The organism is Flavicella sp. (genome assembly GCF_037132785.1).
Lineage (GTDB): Bacteria > Bacteroidota > Bacteroidia > Flavobacteriales > Flavobacteriaceae > Flavicella.
Map to the genome: position 1 here is coordinate 14,792 of NZ_JBAHZZ010000041.1, position 17,956 is coordinate 32,747.

Annotated in this window: 13 protein-coding genes and 1 pseudogene; 1 reads left to right on the top strand and 13 read right to left on the bottom strand. The window is 32.7% G+C overall.

Annotated features, from left to right (window positions below; translation table 11 throughout):
* Nucleotides 1-26: 26 nt before the first annotated feature.
* The 11 genes and pseudogenes from recJ to V5787_RS02620 form a co-directional block, all read right to left on the bottom strand.
* On the bottom strand, nt 27-1,733 hold the full coding sequence (gene recJ, locus V5787_RS02570; RefSeq protein ID WP_336891721.1) for a single-stranded-DNA-specific exonuclease RecJ: 1,707 nt from the start codon (nt 1,731-1,733) through the stop codon (nt 27-29).
* Nucleotides 1,734-2,366: 633 nt separating this feature from the next.
* Nucleotides 2,367-2,471: pseudogene (locus V5787_RS02575) on the bottom strand (IS1595 family transposase); the annotation flags it as partial.
* A 185-nt stretch (nt 2,472-2,656) separates the two neighbouring features.
* Nucleotides 2,657-3,520: an alpha-1,2-fucosyltransferase gene (locus tag V5787_RS02580; RefSeq protein WP_336891722.1), complete on the bottom strand. Its 864-nt coding sequence runs from the start codon at nt 3,518-3,520 to the stop codon at nt 2,657-2,659.
* Nucleotides 3,521-3,961: 441 nt separating this feature from the next.
* Nucleotides 3,962-5,245, bottom strand: a complete 1,284-nt coding sequence (argH, locus tag V5787_RS02585) for an argininosuccinate lyase (protein WP_336891723.1) — start codon at nt 5,243-5,245, stop codon at nt 3,962-3,964.
* 153 nt (nt 5,246-5,398) lie between these two features.
* The gene (locus tag V5787_RS02590; protein WP_336891724.1) at nt 5,399-6,460 is read right to left on the bottom strand and encodes a M20 family metallo-hydrolase; all 1,062 of its coding nucleotides are present in this window, start codon (nt 6,458-6,460) and stop codon (nt 5,399-5,401) included.
* A gap of 78 nt (nt 6,461-6,538) precedes the next feature.
* Nucleotides 6,539-7,318, bottom strand: coding sequence for an acetylglutamate kinase (gene argB / locus V5787_RS02595; protein ID WP_336891725.1), 780 nt, complete (start codon nt 7,316-7,318; stop codon nt 6,539-6,541).
* Between the two features lie 58 nt (nt 7,319-7,376).
* Entirely contained in the window at nt 7,377-8,333 is a 957-nt protein-coding gene (locus V5787_RS02600) for an N-acetylornithine carbamoyltransferase (protein WP_336891726.1), read from the bottom strand.
* Between the two features lie 42 nt (nt 8,334-8,375).
* On the bottom strand, nt 8,376-9,503 hold the full coding sequence (locus tag V5787_RS02605; RefSeq protein WP_336891727.1) for an aminotransferase class III-fold pyridoxal phosphate-dependent enzyme: 1,128 nt from the start codon (nt 9,501-9,503) through the stop codon (nt 8,376-8,378).
* A gap of 81 nt (nt 9,504-9,584) precedes the next feature.
* On the bottom strand, nt 9,585-10,562 hold the full coding sequence (gene argC, locus V5787_RS02610) for an N-acetyl-gamma-glutamyl-phosphate reductase (RefSeq protein ID WP_336891728.1): 978 nt from the start codon (nt 10,560-10,562) through the stop codon (nt 9,585-9,587).
* A gap of 96 nt (nt 10,563-10,658) precedes the next feature.
* Nucleotides 10,659-11,855: an argininosuccinate synthase domain-containing protein gene (locus V5787_RS02615; protein WP_336891729.1), complete on the bottom strand. Its 1,197-nt coding sequence runs from the start codon at nt 11,853-11,855 to the stop codon at nt 10,659-10,661.
* A gap of 11 nt (nt 11,856-11,866) precedes the next feature.
* Nucleotides 11,867-12,508 (bottom strand): GNAT family N-acetyltransferase, encoded by a 642-nt coding sequence (locus V5787_RS02620; RefSeq protein WP_336891730.1) that lies wholly within the window; start codon nt 12,506-12,508, stop codon nt 11,867-11,869.
* 474 nt (nt 12,509-12,982) lie between these two features.
* Between V5787_RS02620 and V5787_RS02625 the strand changes: the two genes are divergently transcribed.
* Nucleotides 12,983-13,780 carry an HAD family hydrolase gene (locus tag V5787_RS02625; protein WP_336891731.1) on the top strand — a complete coding sequence of 266 codons (798 nt, stop codon included), beginning with the start codon at nt 12,983-12,985 and terminating at the stop codon, nt 13,778-13,780.
* 87 nt (nt 13,781-13,867) lie between these two features.
* On the opposite strand, the gene V5787_RS02630 is transcribed toward V5787_RS02625, so the two are convergent.
* Together V5787_RS02630 and hemN are read right to left on the bottom strand one after the other, a co-directional pair.
* Complete coding sequence (locus tag V5787_RS02630; protein ID WP_336891732.1) at nt 13,868-15,907, bottom strand: YgiQ family radical SAM protein; 2,040 nt, start codon at nt 15,905-15,907, stop codon at nt 13,868-13,870.
* A gap of 102 nt (nt 15,908-16,009) precedes the next feature.
* Nucleotides 16,010-17,374 carry an oxygen-independent coproporphyrinogen III oxidase gene (gene hemN, locus V5787_RS02635; RefSeq protein WP_336891733.1) on the bottom strand — a complete coding sequence of 455 codons (1,365 nt, stop codon included), beginning with the start codon at nt 17,372-17,374 and terminating at the stop codon, nt 16,010-16,012.
* Nucleotides 17,375-17,956: the final 582 nt, after the last annotated feature.

Below are 17,956 nucleotides of genomic sequence, written 5' to 3' on the forward strand. Positions count from 1 at the left end.
ATCAAGACCGTTACAGCGAACTTTAATTAACATAACTCCTCTTCTCGAATATCCTTTAATAGCAACTGTAAAGAAGTTATACCGTTCCAGTAATTTTCTCCAACATTAAAAGCTGCCTCAAATGATTTTCCTGATTTAACCATAGAAAATTTATCTCCCAATCCAAACCCGATAGAATTGTAAGTTTTACTATCTGCTCCTGAGAAAATATTTAATTTCAAATGGGACTGATCACTCCCAACACGTTTCCCATATCCATTATCTCTCAACCCTCTAGCCATAAAGACAGGATGCATATTATGTGGACCAAAAGGAGCCATCTGATTTATAATTCTATAAAACTTCGGTGTAATCTCTGACAAAAACAGCTCTGTATCTATTTGTACTTCAGGAGTTCTTAAAGCTTCTGGAATACTATTTTTAACCACCTCTTCAAACTTGGCTTTGAACTTGTGGTAATTTTCTAATTTTAAAGTCAATCCTGCAGCATATTTATGTCCTCCAAACTGTTCTATAAACTCCGCACACTCATATAAAGCATCGTACACATCAAAACCTTTGACAGATCTAGCCGAAGCGGCTAATTTATCTCCTGACTTTGTAAATACTAATGTAGGGCGATAATGTGTTTCTATCAACCTAGAAGCTACAATACCTATAACACCCTTATGCCAATCTTCTTGATAAACCACACTGGTATAATTATCTTCTTCTTTATTTTCTATGATTTGAGCTAAGGCTTCTTCTGTGATTTTTTTATCTAGTTTTTTTCTATCTACATTGTTTTTTTCGATGGCAGCAGCAAAGTCAATAGCTTTGACTAAATTCTTTTCAGATAATAATTCTACGGCATTTAAACCGTGTTTCATTCTACCAGCGGCATTGATTCTAGGTGCAATTACAAAAACAACATCAGTAATAGTCAGTTGTTTTTTATCTAGTTGCTGAATGATTGCTTTTATTCCTGATCTAGGATTCGCATTGATTACCTTTAATCCATGGTATGCCAATATTCTATTCTCACCTGTCATGGGTACAATATCTGCAGCAATCGCAGTTGCAACCAAATCTAAATAAGGTATTAACTCTTCAAAATCTTGTCCTTTTTTTATTGCCAAAGCCTGAATCAACTTAAATCCAACCCCACAACCACATAACTCATCATAAGGATATTTACAATCCTCTCTTTTCGGGTCTAACACTGCCACTGCTTCAGGAATTTTATCACCAGGTCTATGGTGATCACAAATAATAAAATCGATTCCTTTTTTCTTTGCATAAGCCACTTTATTGATGGCTTTGATTCCACAATCTAGGGCAATAATTAAAGTAATGTCATTGTCACTAGCAAAATCTATTCCCATATAAGACACTCCATAACCTTCTTTATATCGGTCAGGAATATATGTTGTTACCTGTTTATAATCTGTAAGTAAATAAGAATACATCAAAGCGACAGCCGTAGTACCATCAACATCATAATCGCCATATACCATAATATTTTCTTGTTTAGAAAATGCCAGTTGTATTCGATCCACGGCCAACACCATGTCTTTCATTAAAAACGGATCGTGTAGATTGACTAAATTAGGTCTGAAAAAAGATTTAGCCTCTTCAAAAGTTTCGATTCCACGTTGCACCAACAACTTTGCAACAGGAATTTCCACACCAAGGGTTGTTGCCAATTCTTTTACCTTTTGTAAATCTGGGTTGGTTTTTATTTTCCAGCGCATTGTTTTTATCTTATTGTTTCTTTTTCTAAGCTATCTGAAGTTCCTAATGATACCTTATCCTAAAATAGCGATAGACTATTTACAAATTAAAGATAATAATTTTAAGTTCTACCTTTTGTTTTTATAAGATTTAATATTTTGCTGTTAAATATGCAAAATATTCTAGAGCAACTTTCTATTTCTTTCATTAATACGAATTTAATGAGTCATTTGAATGTCAAAATAGTATAATTCTTGATTTAACATAGATTCCCCCTTTTGGTTGATAATAAATACTAGACCTGTGAATGGATAATAATTTACATTGGTTTTGGAGACTTAGTCTTGGATAAGTTTTATCTATCTTTTGTCTCTTTTCTGTAGAACAATTTCGCCAAGACATTTTTTAAAAAAACAATCTCAACCTGAAGTTGTCCTATTCTTTTAACGTTTCTAAAACTATTTTGGTTTTGAAACTTGTGCTGAATTTGTTTACAAGGATTTAGTTCTGGTATATAGGGAGGGTATTCTTAAGAGAAAAATATTGTCAGGTATTTCAATATTTTTAGTTGAATGAAAACCAGCGTTATCAATGATGACTATTTTATATTCATTAGGTTTATATTTAGAGAATTAATTTCTGTATATCCATAATTAGTCATACGATGTAATATTGGCAATAACAAGCCTATCAAATATTTTTTCTCCAAAATACCATCTATTGAGTTTGTATATAAATTCATTGAGGTACAATTGCAAGCTTGGATTCAAGGTTCTAACGCAACAAGTCGTTGCTGATTATTAAAGATACTAAGCGACGTTTTTCGTTTCAAAATCCACCATTTTTTGAGAGGTATTATAGTGAATAATTTCTTGGTCTATTGTTTAATTTTCTTTTATTTCATTGAAATTAGTTCCTTTTGGGAGATGGTGCATTAGACAGCCTAACGGTTAGTGTAAAATGCATTTTTACACTGTGTTAGCAAACGTCTGGCTCTATTTTCAATATATTGTCTTTTCGATACAGGTGATTTATTAGGATAGTTTTCAGTTATTGATAGATAGAGTTCATCATTATGTGGAATATTTAATTCATATTGAAACAAAGCCTTATATCTTTTGGCGGTATCTCTATCCATTTGAAATGCAATTAATGGGATGTTTCCAATCATAGAAGCAGTAATTGCAAACGTGGAAAACTTAGAACACATGTATATCTCTGTGCATAATGAGAGTGAGAAAAAATCGACATACTCATTTTTAATGCTATCATCATAAACAGGGTTTATAACAGTTATATCACTATTTAAATTATCAATAAAAATCTCACGACTTCTAGGATCATCTGCACAAACAAAAATGTATTTTGGGAACTTCTTGTTTATTGTTTCAATTGCTTTTTCTAAATAAGAAAAGAATTCTTCTTTGTTTTTCATGAAGTGAGGGTGGTCATTATTATTAATTCTATCTGATCCACGTATATGAACTCCTATAGGTTTTATTTCATTTTCGAAATGAATTTTAAAAGTTGGATTGATATTTTTCGCAGACCTTAATATTTCATCCTGAGTGAGTAGGTTTAATTCTAATTCATTTAAAGTTTTAATTGGGATATTTTTATTGCTCTCTTTTGATATTTTTACATTTTCAGAGGTGAAATTAATATCGTATCTCCTGTTTTTAAATTTATTATTCCAAATATAATTGAAACATTGATTTTCCTTGGAGGAAAATGCACTAACTAATATTATTTCCTCCATCCTATTTCCAAGACCATCTGGTCTACCTAAAATATTAAAGTCTGTCATTTTTATATATGTTTGCTAATGGTTTTGTATAAGATTAGTGTGGGGTTGGAAATCGATAGATTTTCAGACAAGCACTAAGCTTAGACTTGTTTTTGGTTTTGTTTCTTGTCGAGATAAAAATAACAAATAAGTTTAAGCGGACATAATAAACAAACACAAAACTTTAAATTTAGTACTCAAAACCCCACATTAAAAGACCGTTGCATAATGCTCTCTTCATTCATATTTCACACAAAAACAAAACCATAGCGGTGCTATGCTTCTATTTTTATTGCCATATCTGAATAAAAAATATTCCAAATCATTAGTGTGTCATTTAAAAATAAAATTGGTATTAGAGATAAAAAAATCGTACAGCCACAGGCTACAAAGTTATCGGCAGCAATAAACGACCAAGTAAAATGATTATTCCTGATTATCAAAGATGATCTATACTAACTTTTAAATATATAAAGATTCCATTTTCTCAATAATTCTATCGAGTGCTAAATTCCCAACACTTCCAATATGCGTATGATTCACATCTAAATTGGGTTTAAATTCACCATTTTGAATTTTAGCTCCTACAATTTTATAAGCATCTCTAAAAGGTGTTCCTGCCTGTACTAATGCATTTACCTCTTCTACACTAAATATATATTTATACTTATCGTCAGAAACAATATTTTCTGTAATAATAATATTACCTAAAGAAAATACCATCATATCTAAACAAGATTTCAAGGTAGAAACTGATGGAATCAAACCTTCTTTTACCAATTGTAAATCTCTATGATATCCACTTGGTAAATTATTTGTAATCAGAGTCAACTCATATGGCAAGGCTTGTAATTTATTACATTTACCACGAATCAATTCAAAAACATCAGGGTTTTTTTTATGAGGCATGATACTTGAACCTGTTGTCAATTCATCAGGAAATGTTACAAAACCAAAATTCTGACTCATATACAAACAAATATCCATACTCATTTTGGCCAAAGTTGCAGAGACACTAGCTATAGCGAAAGAAATAGATTTTTCTAACTTACCTCTTCCCATTTGAGCTGCTACAGAATTCACTTTTAAAGTAGAAAACCCTAATTCTTCAGTTGTCATTTCTCTATCAATCGGAAAAGAAGAACCATAGCCTGCAGCTGAACCCAGTGGGTTTTGATCTGCAACTTTATAAGCTGCGTCTAAGAAATAAACATCGTCAATCAAAGTTTCTGCATAGGCAGAAAACCACAGTCCAAAAGAAGAAGGCATTGCAACTTGTAAATGTGTATACCCTGGTAATAAGTGATTTTTATATTTCTCAGCTAATTCAATCAACAAATCGAACAATTTTTTAACCCACTCTTTTAAATCTAAAATTGCATCTTTAGAATACAAATGCACATCTAATAAAACCTGATCATTTCGAGAACGTGCGGTATGAATTTTCTTACCTGCATCTCCCAATTTTTCTGTCAACAACCACTCTACCTTAGAGTGTACATCTTCAAAAGTATCTTCAATCGTAAAAGTTCCATCTTCTACAGTTTTCAGAATATTATTTAATTCTAAAATCAATCCTTTCAGTTCTTCGTCAGTAATTGTCCCAATAGAATTCAACATTCTAGACTGTGCAATATTACCTAATACATCGTATTTAGCCAATTGTAAATCTAATTCTCTATCGTTTCCTACCGTAAAAATGTCAATTTTTTTATCCGTCGTATATCCTTTATCCCAAAGTTTCATATCTGTACTTTTTGTATTGCCACAAAGATACTGTTTTCACCGCTAAAGAGAAATGTAGAAGAGCTATATTGTATAGCGGTTTGGGTAACTAATTAATCGTTGAAGTGTTGAAACAGATTTATACTCTTACCGTCAGAGATAGCAAAAAAGTAATTAAACAATCTCGGTTAAAATTTTAATATAAAACGCTACACCATCAAATACTTCTTGCACATAAATAAATTCATCTGCCGAATGAGATCTTAAAGAATCTCCCGGTCCTAATTTAACAGATTGGCAATTCAGTCGACATTGATCTGATAAGGTAGGAGAGCCATAGGTTTTCTTTCCTAACTTTAAACCGGCTTTTACAAACTCATGGTTCGGATCTATAAAAGACGAGTTCAATCGCAATGATCGTGGTACTACTTTACAGTCAGTATTTTCAGCAATAATAGTTGCTATTTCTTGATTTGAATAGGCATCTGTAACTCTACAATCCACCACAAAATTTAATTCAGATGGGACTACATTATGTTGTTTTCCAGCATTGATTTGAGAAACTGTCATTTTAACCATCCCTAAAGAGTCTGAGATCCTTGGGAATTCATAAGAATTGATCCAATTCAAATCTTTTAAAGCCATAAAAATAGGATTCTGATCGTTTGGAATATGAGCTGAATGCCCAGGAGTTCCAGTGATTTTCCCATCAAGTACCACCAAACCTTTTTCTGCGATTGCCAAATCCAATAAAGTGGGTTCCCCTACGATGGCAAAATCTATTTTGGGTAAAATCGGCTGCATATAAGCAATTCCATTTTCGCCAGAAATCTCCTCTTCTGATGTTGCGGCTATTACAAAATTGTATTTTAGATTTTCTTTGTCATAAAAACTCACAAAAGCAGCGATCAAGCCAACCAAACAACCTCCTGCATCGTTAGATCCTAATCCGTATAATTTTCCGTCTTCTATTTGTGCTTCAAAAGGATCTCTAGTATATGCAGCATTTGGTTTTACAGTATCGTGATGTGAATTTAATAAAATAGTGGGTTTCGACTTATCAAAATATTTATTGACGGCCCAGATATTGTCTAGATCTCTTTTCACTTCAATTCCTTTGTTTTGAAACCAATTAAATAACAATTCTGCCGTTGGCTGCTCTTCTCTAGAAAAAGATTGAATCTTTATTAAAGATTGTAATAACTCTAATGCTTCGTTTTGTAATTTTTCTAACATAATCTTATTGGATCGTATTTATTTTCGATACTATTTTTTACGTTTCACTTCAAAAATCACTCAAGGTAATTGATATTTCTACAATGTCAATGTAGTAAATAATTGTTTTTTGTTTATGATCACTGTTGGATTCCCAATAATTACTTCTAATACTCCTTTTTGTAAAGCATCAAAACAATTTTCCATTTTAGGCAACATGCCATCCGCAATAATTTCCTGCTCTTTTAATTGCTTATATTTTTCTGAATTGATATCTGTAATCACAGATTCATCATCATTAACAGAAGTCAATACCCCGTTTTTCTCAAAAGTATAGATCAAAGAAACATCGTATAAATCTGACATCCCAACGGCAATTTCGGAAGCTATAGTATCAGCATTTGTATTTAATAACTGTCCTTTCCCATCATGTGTTATGGCACAAAAAACAGGAGTCATTCCTCCTTTGATAAAAGTAGCAATATTTGTTTCGTTGATACCATCAACATCACCTGCAAAACCATAATCCACATCTTTTACGATACGTTTATGCGCTTGAATAGAATTACCATCAGCACCAGACAAGCCCAATGCATTGCAATTAAATTTTTGCAAAGTAGCTGTTATATTTTTATTTAAAAGCCCTGCATACACCATCGTTACAATTTCCAAAGTAGTCGTATCTGTAACCCTTCTTCCGTTGATTATTGTAGCTTCTATACCAAGATCTGCAGCCAACTGGGTAGCTCTTTTCCCTCCTCCGTGCACCAATATTTTATTCCCTTCTACTTTTGAAAAGTTCAATAAAAAGCCCAGTAAAGCCTCAGGGTTATTAATTACATTTCCTCCTACCTTTACGATTGTCAATTTTTCTTTCATTTCCTTCGTTTTTAGCTTTAGCCATTAACTATTAGCAAAAAGCCAACAACTAAGAGTTTTATAAATTCTCCAATATTTTCTTTAAGACTATTTGAGCTGCGTACGTTCTATTATTCGCTTGTTTAATAACAATTGAATTTTCTGAATCAATAACCTCATCTGCAACAACAACATTTCTACGAACGGGCAAACAGTGCATAAATTTCGCATTGTCTGTAACGGCCATCTTATCCGCAGAAATCATCCAATCTTTGTTGGTACAAACTACTTTTCCGTAATCCTTATAAGACGACCAATTTTTTGTGTAAATAAAATCTGCTCCCTCAAAAGCTTTTTTCTGATCGTATTCTATAGTAGCTCCCTTTGTTTTTTCTGGATTTAACTCATAACCTTTAGGATGTGTAATTACCACTTCAAATTCATCTTCATGAGCCAAAGCCATTTCTGCAAATGAGTTTCCTACAGCATGTGGCAATGCTTTTGGATGTGGAGCCCAAGAAAGCACAACTTTTAATTTCTTTTTAGCTGGCTTATGCTCTTCAATGGTAATGGCATCTGCCAAAGCTTGTAAGGGATGCCCTACAGAAGATTCCATGTTTAAAATAGGCACGCTCGCATATTTTCTAAAGCTTTCTAGAACCTCTTCGGCCTCGTCTTTTGCTTTATCCTCTAAACCAGCAAAAGCACGGATAGCAATGATGTCACAATATTGAGAAATTACCTGAGCTGCTTCTTTAATATGCTCAGATTTCCCTTGATCCATAACCGTGCCATCTTCATATTCTAACTGCCAACCTTCAGAGCCAAAATTCATTACTATCGGCTCCATTCCTAAATTTAACGCTGCCTTTTGTGTACTCAAGCGCGTACGCAAACTATTGTTGAAGAATAACAAACCGATGGTTTTATTTTTTCCTAAATTTTGAAATTGCAAAGGGTTTTTCTTTAATTCAATAGCCTCAGCAACGGCATCTTTAATACTTGGTAAATTGTGAATGGATAAATAATGTTTCATTTTATCGTGTAATTATTGAACTTTGTAATTATAAATTTAAACCTATAACAACTTCTTTAAAGCAGTTATAAAAATATCAATGTCTTGTTTTGTAACGTTCAAAGGAGGTAAAATTCTCAATAAATTTTTATTCATTGCACCTCCTGTAAATATTTTCTCGTCGTAAATTAATTTTTTACGCAACTCACCAACCTCAAAATCAAATTCCAATCCAAGCATCAATCCTTGTCCTTTGATTTGTTTTAAACTGGGGAGATCTGAAGCCTCTTTCTTGAAATATTCAGATATATCATTTACATTTCTTAGCAAATTTTCCTCCTTTATTACATCCAACACAGCAATACCTGCAGCACAGGCTAGATGAGAACCACCAAAAGTAGTACCTAACATTCCATGCCAAGATTTAATATGTTTTGCTATTAATATTCCTCCAATTGGAAAACCGTTTCCCATTCCTTTTGCTAAAGAAATAATATCTGGTTTGATGTCGTGTAATTGATATGCAAAGAATTTACCTGAACGTCCGTAACCAGACTGAACCTCGTCTAAGATTAAGCACACATTTTGTTCTTGTGTCAGCTTTCTAACTGCTTGTAAAAACTCAGTTGTAGGCTCATCTAACCCTCCAACACCTTGAATAGACTCAATAATTACTGCCGTAACATCTCCTTTTTCAATTTCAGATTTCACCGCTTGATAATCATTTAAGGCTAAAATACTTACTGGGTTATGAGAGTTTACTGGAGCGATAATTTTTTTATTATCCGTAACAGAAACTGCTGCCGAAGTACGACCATGAAAACCGTTTTGAAAAGCAATTATCCTGGATTTTTTATTTACAAAAGAAGCTACTTTAATTGCATTTTCGTTTGCCTCTGCACCTGTAGAGCATAAAAACAATTCATAATCTTCACCACAACCAGATAATTCACCTAATTTATCAGACAGTTCATGCTGTAATGGGTTTTGAATAGCATTAGAATAAAAAGCAATTGCACTCAATTGTTTTTCTAATACTTCTTTATAATACGGATGTGTATGTCCGATAGATATCACTCCATGCCCTCCGTATAAATCTAAATATTTTTCATTTTTTTCATCCCATACATAACAGCCTTCAGCTTTCACTGGAGTTACATTATACAATGGATATACATCAAATAATTTCATTTTATATATGCTTTTAGCCTTTAGTTATTTTCTATTGACTGATTATAAATTTTCTAATGTCCAATTTCCAAGAGCTAATTTCTAGAAAGCTGTTCCTTTTAAATGCAAGCCTTCAGTTTCTTCAAAACCATACATTAAGTTCAAGTTCTGAATTGCTTGTCCTGAAGCTCCTTTTAATAAGTTGTCGATCACAGAAGAAATCAATAATTTATCTCCGTGTTTGATTAAAGAAATAGCACATTTATTAGTATTCACTACTTGTTTCATACTTACAGGTACATCCGTGACATGCACAAAAGGCGCGTTTTTATAAAATTCTTTATACAAGTCTTTCGCTTCCTCTAGAGTACCTTCAAACTTTGTATAAATAGAAGCAAAAATTCCACGACTAAAATTTCCTCGGTTAGGAATAAACAACAAATCTCCTGTTTTCGATCCTTGCAACATTTCTAAAGTCTCCCTTATTTCTCCCAAATGCTGGTGAGTAAAAGGTTTGTATACAGAAAAATTATTATCTCTCCATGGAAAATGCGACGTTGACGTAGGAGAAATTCCAGCTCCTGTAGCTCCAGTAGTTGCATTGATATGAATATCATTCCCTAATTTTTTAGCTTTTGCCAATGGCAACAAACCGAACTGAATACAAGTAGCAAAACAACCAGGATTTGCGATATAATTTGCACCTATAATTTCTTCTTTACTAAACTCAGGCAATCCATATACAAAATCTTTCCCTTCAAATTTAGCATCTGCTTTCAAACGGAAATCATTTGATAAATCTATAATTCTAGTCGCATCAGAAAAAGTATTTTTTTGCAAAAAAGCAGTAGAATTACCATGGCCTAAGCACAAAAATAATATATCAACATCTGTATTGATCGTATCTGTAAAACGTTGCTCCGTATCACCTAACAAATCGGTATGCACTGCGTACAATTTATTTCCTGCATTTGAAGTACTGTAAACAAAATCTAAAGAGACTTTAGAGTGGTTGTTTATCAATCTAATCAATTCACCTGCTGTATAACCTGCCCCACCTACTATTCCTGCTTTTATCATAATTTTAGCTTTTTAGCTTTTGGCTCTCAGCCATTAACTCATTTTACATTTATTTTATCAAAGCCAAAGACTAAAAGCCAAAAGCTAAAGGCTCTTTTACACGTCTAATAAATCTTTATTTACATGGTAGAAAATTTTGTTTTGCATCCCGTAAATTTTGATAAATCCTTTTGCGTCTTCTGCAGACCAAGCGTTATTTTCTTCACCATAATCTGCAAAACTAGAAGCCATTAGATCAAACTCAGAATCGATTCCAGTTACCATAAAATGATAAGGGCGTAAAGTTACAAACACATCACCTGTAACAGTTTTTTGAGAATCTTCTAAAAACTTCTCAATATTACGCATCAAAGGCTCTAGATATTGACCATCGTGAAAATAAGTACCATAAGTATTTGCCAATGATTCTTTTGTCAATTGTTGTGCTTTAGACAAAGTGTGCTTTTCTAATAAGTGATGTGCTTTGATAATTACAGTTGCCGCAGCAGCTTCAAATCCAACACGTCCTTTAATTCCAACAATCGTATCTCCTACATGGGTATCTCTACCAATAGCAAAAGCAGAAGCAATAGCCTCTAATTTTAGAATATTATTCACAGGACAGTCTTTTTCACCATTAAAAGCAACAAATTGACCTTTATCAAAAGTCAAAGTTACCTGTTCTTCATCGTTTCTTTTCAACTGACTTGGGTAAGCATATTCGGGTAAAGATTTTTGAGAAGATAAAGTCTCTACACCACCAACAGATGTTCCCCAAATACCCTTATTGATAGAATATTTAGATTTTTCCCAGTTCATATCTACACCGTGTTTTACCAAATAATCAATTTCTACTTGACGCGATAATTTCAAATCACGTATAGGCGTCAGAATTTCTATTTCAGGAGCAATCGTTTGAAAAATCATATCAAAACGAACCTGATCATTTCCTGCTCCAGTACTACCATGAGCAATATATTTTGCACCGATACTTTTTGCATATTTTACAACTTCAATAGATTGAAAAACACGTTCTGCACTTACGGACAATGGGTAAGTATTATTTTTTAACACATTACCATAAACCATGTATTTGATGGCCTTAGAATAATATTCTTCTAAAATATTTTTACTTGTATGAGAGGTTACTCCCATATCATAAGCTTTTTTCTCTACTACTTTTAATTCCTCTTCACTAAAACCTCCCGTGTTTACCAAAACACCGTGTACCTCTAAATTCAATTCGTTGATCAAATACTTCACACAATAAGATGTATCCAATCCTCCACTATATGCTAATACTACTTTATCCATAATATTCTTTTTTAGTTCCTGTTTGTCAAAACGAAAACATTCTTTAATTTTTTATTTAAAAACAAGGCTTGTTTGATTTTTTTTAATCGTGACCAAACTTTTTTATTAAAAGCTCGTCCTTCTTTTTTAGCTTTAGTAGGGTCGTGTAGCATTCCCGTACACAAACACATTTTACGATCATTTCTTGTCAATATATCGTAATTCCGACATGCTTTACAACCATTCCAAAAAGCTTCATCAGAAGTCAATTCAGAAAAGGTAACGGGCTTGTATCCTAGTTCAGCATTAATTTTCATTACCGCCAATCCTGTAGTAATTCCAAATATTTTTGCATTTGGATACATTTTTTTAGAATGCTCAAAAACTTTCTTCTTGATTTTCTTCGCCAATCCTAAATTTCTAAAATTTGGATGAACGATTAATCCTGAATGCACCACATAGGTTTTATTACTCCATGTTTCTATATAACAAAATCCGGCGAACTTACCACTATCAAGCGCTATTACTGCATTCCCACTTTCGATTTTCTTAACAATATATTCAGGAGACCTTTTTGCAATACCCGTACCTCTCACTTTTGCAGAATCGGCTATCGTATCGCAAATCACCTCTGCATACTTGTTATGGGAACTATTTGTTGTTACAATTTTCACTCTAAACTCCTTGTCTTATAATTATTTTTAACACATATTCTTTACACTTCAAAGATGGACTCACCTATCTTTTAATTCAATAATCCCCAAAGGGCGTAGAAAACCTAAAGAATACAAGCGTGCTAAAAGCAGCACAAATATACTCTGAAAAATTTTGTTAAAAAAACGTAAAAAGGATTGCATGATGATTTTAATAAAAGGGTTATAAATAAAACTTTAATTTTAGGCTGAGAACCTAATTCCTTCTATAAAAAAGAAGAAAAATTACGTAGTACCCATGCAGCGATAGCGCCTTACAAGGCGAAATTCTACTTTAGTTTTATAAATACTATTGTTTTTCATCTAGGCAAATGTACAACAATTTTCAATTCCTTGCTAACGCATTAAATCTTCTGTTATTTTACTTTTTATTAACCTAACAAACCGTACTCTATATCAGTTAAGAGACTTACTTTTACATAAAATTTAGAATATATGGATTTCTCGAAAGTAAAATTGGTAGTGACTGATATGGATGGAACTTTATTAAATTCTAAACATGAGGTTAGTGATCGTTTTTTTGAAATTTACAAAGGTTTAAAAGAAAAGAACATTCATTTTGCAGCAGCTAGCGGAAGACAATACCACAGCATTGTCAGCAAACTATTACCTCTTAAGCAAGAAATCACTATCATCGCAGAAAATGGTGCTTTTGCCATGCACGGAGAAAAAGAGTTATTTACCTACACTTTACCTATTGAACGCTTATTAAGCACTATTGACTTTGCGAGAGATATTGAAGGAATTGGAATTATTTTATGCGGTAAAAAGTGTGCTTATATAGAAAAATCAAATCCCGAATTCGCTACTGTTTTTAGTCAATTCTACTCGAATTATAAAATTGTAGAAAGCTTAAACGATGTGAAAGATGATACTTTTTTCAAAGTTGCATTTTATCACCCCGAATGTTCTGAAACTTATATTTTACCAAAAGTAGCGCACCTTTCAAATGAAATGCAAGTGACTGTATCAGGTAAAAACTGGTTAGATGTATCTAATTCAGATGCAAATAAAGGAAATGCACTTACAAAACTACAACAAAAGTTGGGAGTGACACAAGAAGAAACCATGGTCTTTGGAGATTACAACAACGACTTAAAAATGCTTGCGAAAGCAACCTATAGTTTTGCTATGGAAAATGCACACCCCAATGTAAAACAAATAGCGAAATACAAAACCTTAAGCAACGAAGACCGAGGTGTCGATTATATTTTAGAGCAAGTGATACTATAACAGTATCTTTTTCCTAAAATAAAAGACTCTTTACAAGTTTTTACAATACAAAACCTCCCAAGATAATCTCAGTTTTCAGCAACAAAACTACTTTCTTCTCTTTGGTTTTCTTTTCTTAGATCTTGGTTTATCATCAGTGTTTTTTTTACTTTTCTTATCAAACACACTAACAAACTCTTGTTTTCCTTGATTTCGTCTTGCCTTGTTTCCTCTCCTTTTTCCTTTTGGAGAATCTATCGCATCATCAAATGTATTCTTTACATGGAAATCTTTTTTGTTTTTATGAAACTTCGGGTTGTCAGGTAATAAACGATCCGCCAAATCTTTTCGTCCAACTTTTGTTAGAGATTTCCGAATCCAATCTTGATTTTCTTTTTTATACCAAAAGAAAAAACGGTGTTGCTCTTCCTTTTCTTTTTTTGTCTTTGGAGTTTTCATTTCTTCCAAAGTATATGGATGATAACCACTGTAATATATAACTGTTGCTACCGTCATTGGCGTAGGTGTAAAACCTTGAACCTGCTCTAACTTAAAACCCATATCTTTAGTTTCAGCTGCCAAGTTAGCCATATCCTCTAATTCACTTGCAGGATGACTGGATATAAAATAAGGAATCAACTGCAAATTTAATTTTTTGCGTAGGTTGATTTTATCAAACATTTTTTTAAACTGATGAAAATTCGAAAAAGAAGGTTTTCGCATCAATTTTAAAACAGGATCAGAAGTATGTTCTGGAGCCACTTTTAATCTTCCTGAAACATGTTTGGTAAGCACCTCTTCAGTATAGGCTTCTAATTCTTTAGGGTCTGCGTTTTTATTAAATTCAGGCACTAACATATCATATCGAATTCCAGAACCGATAAAAGATTTTTTAATCTTAGGGTGTTTATCTACCGATTGATACAAATCGGTCATTGCAGCATGTGAGGTATCTAGATTTGAACATATCACAGGATTTATACAAGAAGGCGCTACACATTTATCACATATAGACTGAATCTTACCTTTCATCTGATACATATTTGCAGATGGACCACCAATATCAGATAAATAACCTTTAAAGTCAGGCATACCAGCTACCTTATCTACTTCTTTTAAAATAGACTCTTTACTTCTACTGGCAATAAATTTTCCTTGGTGTGCAGATATGGTACAAAAACTACAACCACCAAAACACCCTCGATGTGTGTTGATAGAGAATTTAATCATTTCAAAAGCAGGAATAGGCCCTCTTTTGTTATATTTTGGATGTGGCAAGCGGGTATAAGGCAAATCGAAAGAAGCATCAATTTCTTTTTCAACCATGGTAGGATACGGAGGGTTGATAATGATTGTACTGTCTTGATAACCCTGTAAAATTCTTGCTCCAAAGGCCTTATTAGACTCTTGTTCTATAGTTTTAAAATTTGCCGCAAATGTTTTTTTATCTTTTACACAAGCTTCGTGAGAGCTTAAAATTTTATCTTTCCAGTTTTTATTTACTGGTAAGGCATCTTTTTTAAGTCGGACAATAGAAGTCTGTTTTATGGTTGTTAAAGATTCAAAAGGAACTCCTTTTTGCAATAATGTCACCACCTCTTTTAAAGGCTGTTCTCCCATTCCATAGACCAACATATCTGCACCAGATTCTACCAACATTGAGGGTTTTAATTTATCCTCCCAATAATCATAATGTGTAACACGACGCAATGAAGCCTCAATACCTCCAACTAATACAGGTACATTTGGAAATTTATCTTTTAAAATTCTACTATATACCGAAGCGGCATAATCTGGTCTAAAACCTTTATCTCCATTTGGCGTATAAGCATCCTTATCACGTTGTCTTTTACTAGCAGTATAGTTACTTACCATAGAATCCATTACTCCAGAAGTAACTCCAAAAAAGAGTTTCGGTTTTCCTAGCTTCTCAAAGTCCTGTAAGTTATCATGAACTGATGGTTGTGGAACAATAGCAACTTTTAAACCATAACTTTCTAATAAACGACCAATTACTGCAGGGCCAAAAGAAGGATGATCTACATAAGCATCTCCACTAAAAAGAATAACATCTAATTCTGTCCATCCTCTTAATTTAACTTCCTTATTAGTCGTAGGCAACCAACTTGACAAACGTAATTCTTGCATTTTGCAAAGATACACAATCTATAACACAGAATTATCTACAATAAAATCAATCAATAAATTCTACGCATAGCTTTAACATTCTGCAAAACAACAATTAGCTTTTTATATAGTTTTTGAAAACAGATTTTTCTTAGCTCCACTTTTTTGCAATAACAAATCAAAAGCCATACAAACATTACGAACAAATGGACGAGCATGTTCAGGAACCATCAAACTGGATTCTGAAATCTGTACTAATCCATCTGATTCCATTTCTTTTAACCTCAAAAGCGTCTCTTGCAATTCAACAAACTGCAATTCGTCTGATTCCCACGAAGTTTCAAAATGACACATAATATTTAATATATGCTTTCGAATAATCAAATCTTTTTCAGACAACAAATGTCCTTTGAATACAGGAAAATCACTTGCATTTACTAAGGACTCATATTCTTTTATTGTTTTTACATTTTGCGAAAAACTATACCACGAATCTGCAATAGACGACATCCCCAAACCAACCATCAATTGAGTTTTATTTGCCGAATAGCCCATAAAATTTCGATGTAATTTTTTTTGAACAAACGATTGATATAAAGAATCGGACTCCAGTGCAAAATGATCCATGCCTACCTCTTTATAGCCACAGTCTTCTAATAATTTTTTACCAGATTCGTACAATAATCTTTTTATTTCATTATCAGGCAAATCATTTTCATCAAAACCTCTTTGCCCCACTCCTTTTACCCAAGGTACATGCGCATAACTATAAAAAGCAATTCTGTCTGGTCTAAATTCATTTGTTTTATTTATCGTAAACAACACATCTTCTAAAGTTTGAAAAGGCAAACCAAAAACTAAATCGTGACTGATAGAACTATAACCAATTTCTCTAGCCCACTCTGTGACTTTTTTTACATTCTCTACAGGTTGCAATCGATGAATTGCCTGTTGTACTTTTTCATTATAGTCTTGCACCCCCAAACTTACACGAGTAAAACCTAAATCATATAATGTCTGTAAATGTTCTTTTGAGGTGTTATTTGGATGTCCTTCAAAACTAAACTCATACTCAGGGTGCTTTTTGGAAACGGTAAGAATCCCCGAAATCAATTTATGTAAATTTTCAGGACTAAAAAAAGTAGGAGTTCCACCTCCTAAATGCAATTCTCTAATTACTGGCATTTCTTCAAATAAGTCCACATATAATTGCCACTCCTTTAAAACAGTTTCTATATATGAATTTTCTACCTCATGACGCTTGGTAATTCTTTTATGACAGGCACAAAACGTACACAAACTTTCACAAAATGGAAGATGAATATAAACACTTATTCCTTCAGATTCATTAGACTCATCAAAAGATAATTTTGCTGTCTCTTTCCATTCAGAAATTAAAATCCCTTCTTTATTCCAAAACGGAACGGTAGGATAACTTGTATATCTAGGACCTGGAATATTGTATTTTCTAATTAAATTATTATTCATATAGGTGAATTCTATTGCAAAATTAGTTCGGTTACATTTGCGGTTATGTGACAAATATCAGCTTCCTTCGGCTCTCAAAATAAATATCTCACAAGGCTAATAACTTTAATTTTCCCTGGCTTTTATACTATCTTTTAAAGATCAATTTAAAAAAAGCTGAATTCAACTCATAAATGCAATTTTATTGTTAATAAAAAAATATTCATTACAAATATCGGGTTTTCAAAATAAACTGTTTTTATATATCTAGAATTTATCACTTTTATTTTTTTTTTGATTAAAGAATTGATAGCAAAAGCTATTATGATGAATTAAGGCAATTGGAGAGTGAGGGAAATAAATTTAAGAGCTGCTCTAAGCCAGTTTTGGAATAGATTTTTGTGTTTTAAAGTAAATTATACCTTAAATCAGAACTAAATGGAGCAACTAAAAACAGCCCTAAGCTTGGATTCAAGGTTGTAACGCAACAAAGCGTTAATAATTTTTAGTGATTCAATACTCAAATATAGTGATTATAATATTGATTTTATTTCGTGGCATTATTGAAATAGAATAACTCTCCTACGTCGAGTTATTTCCAGT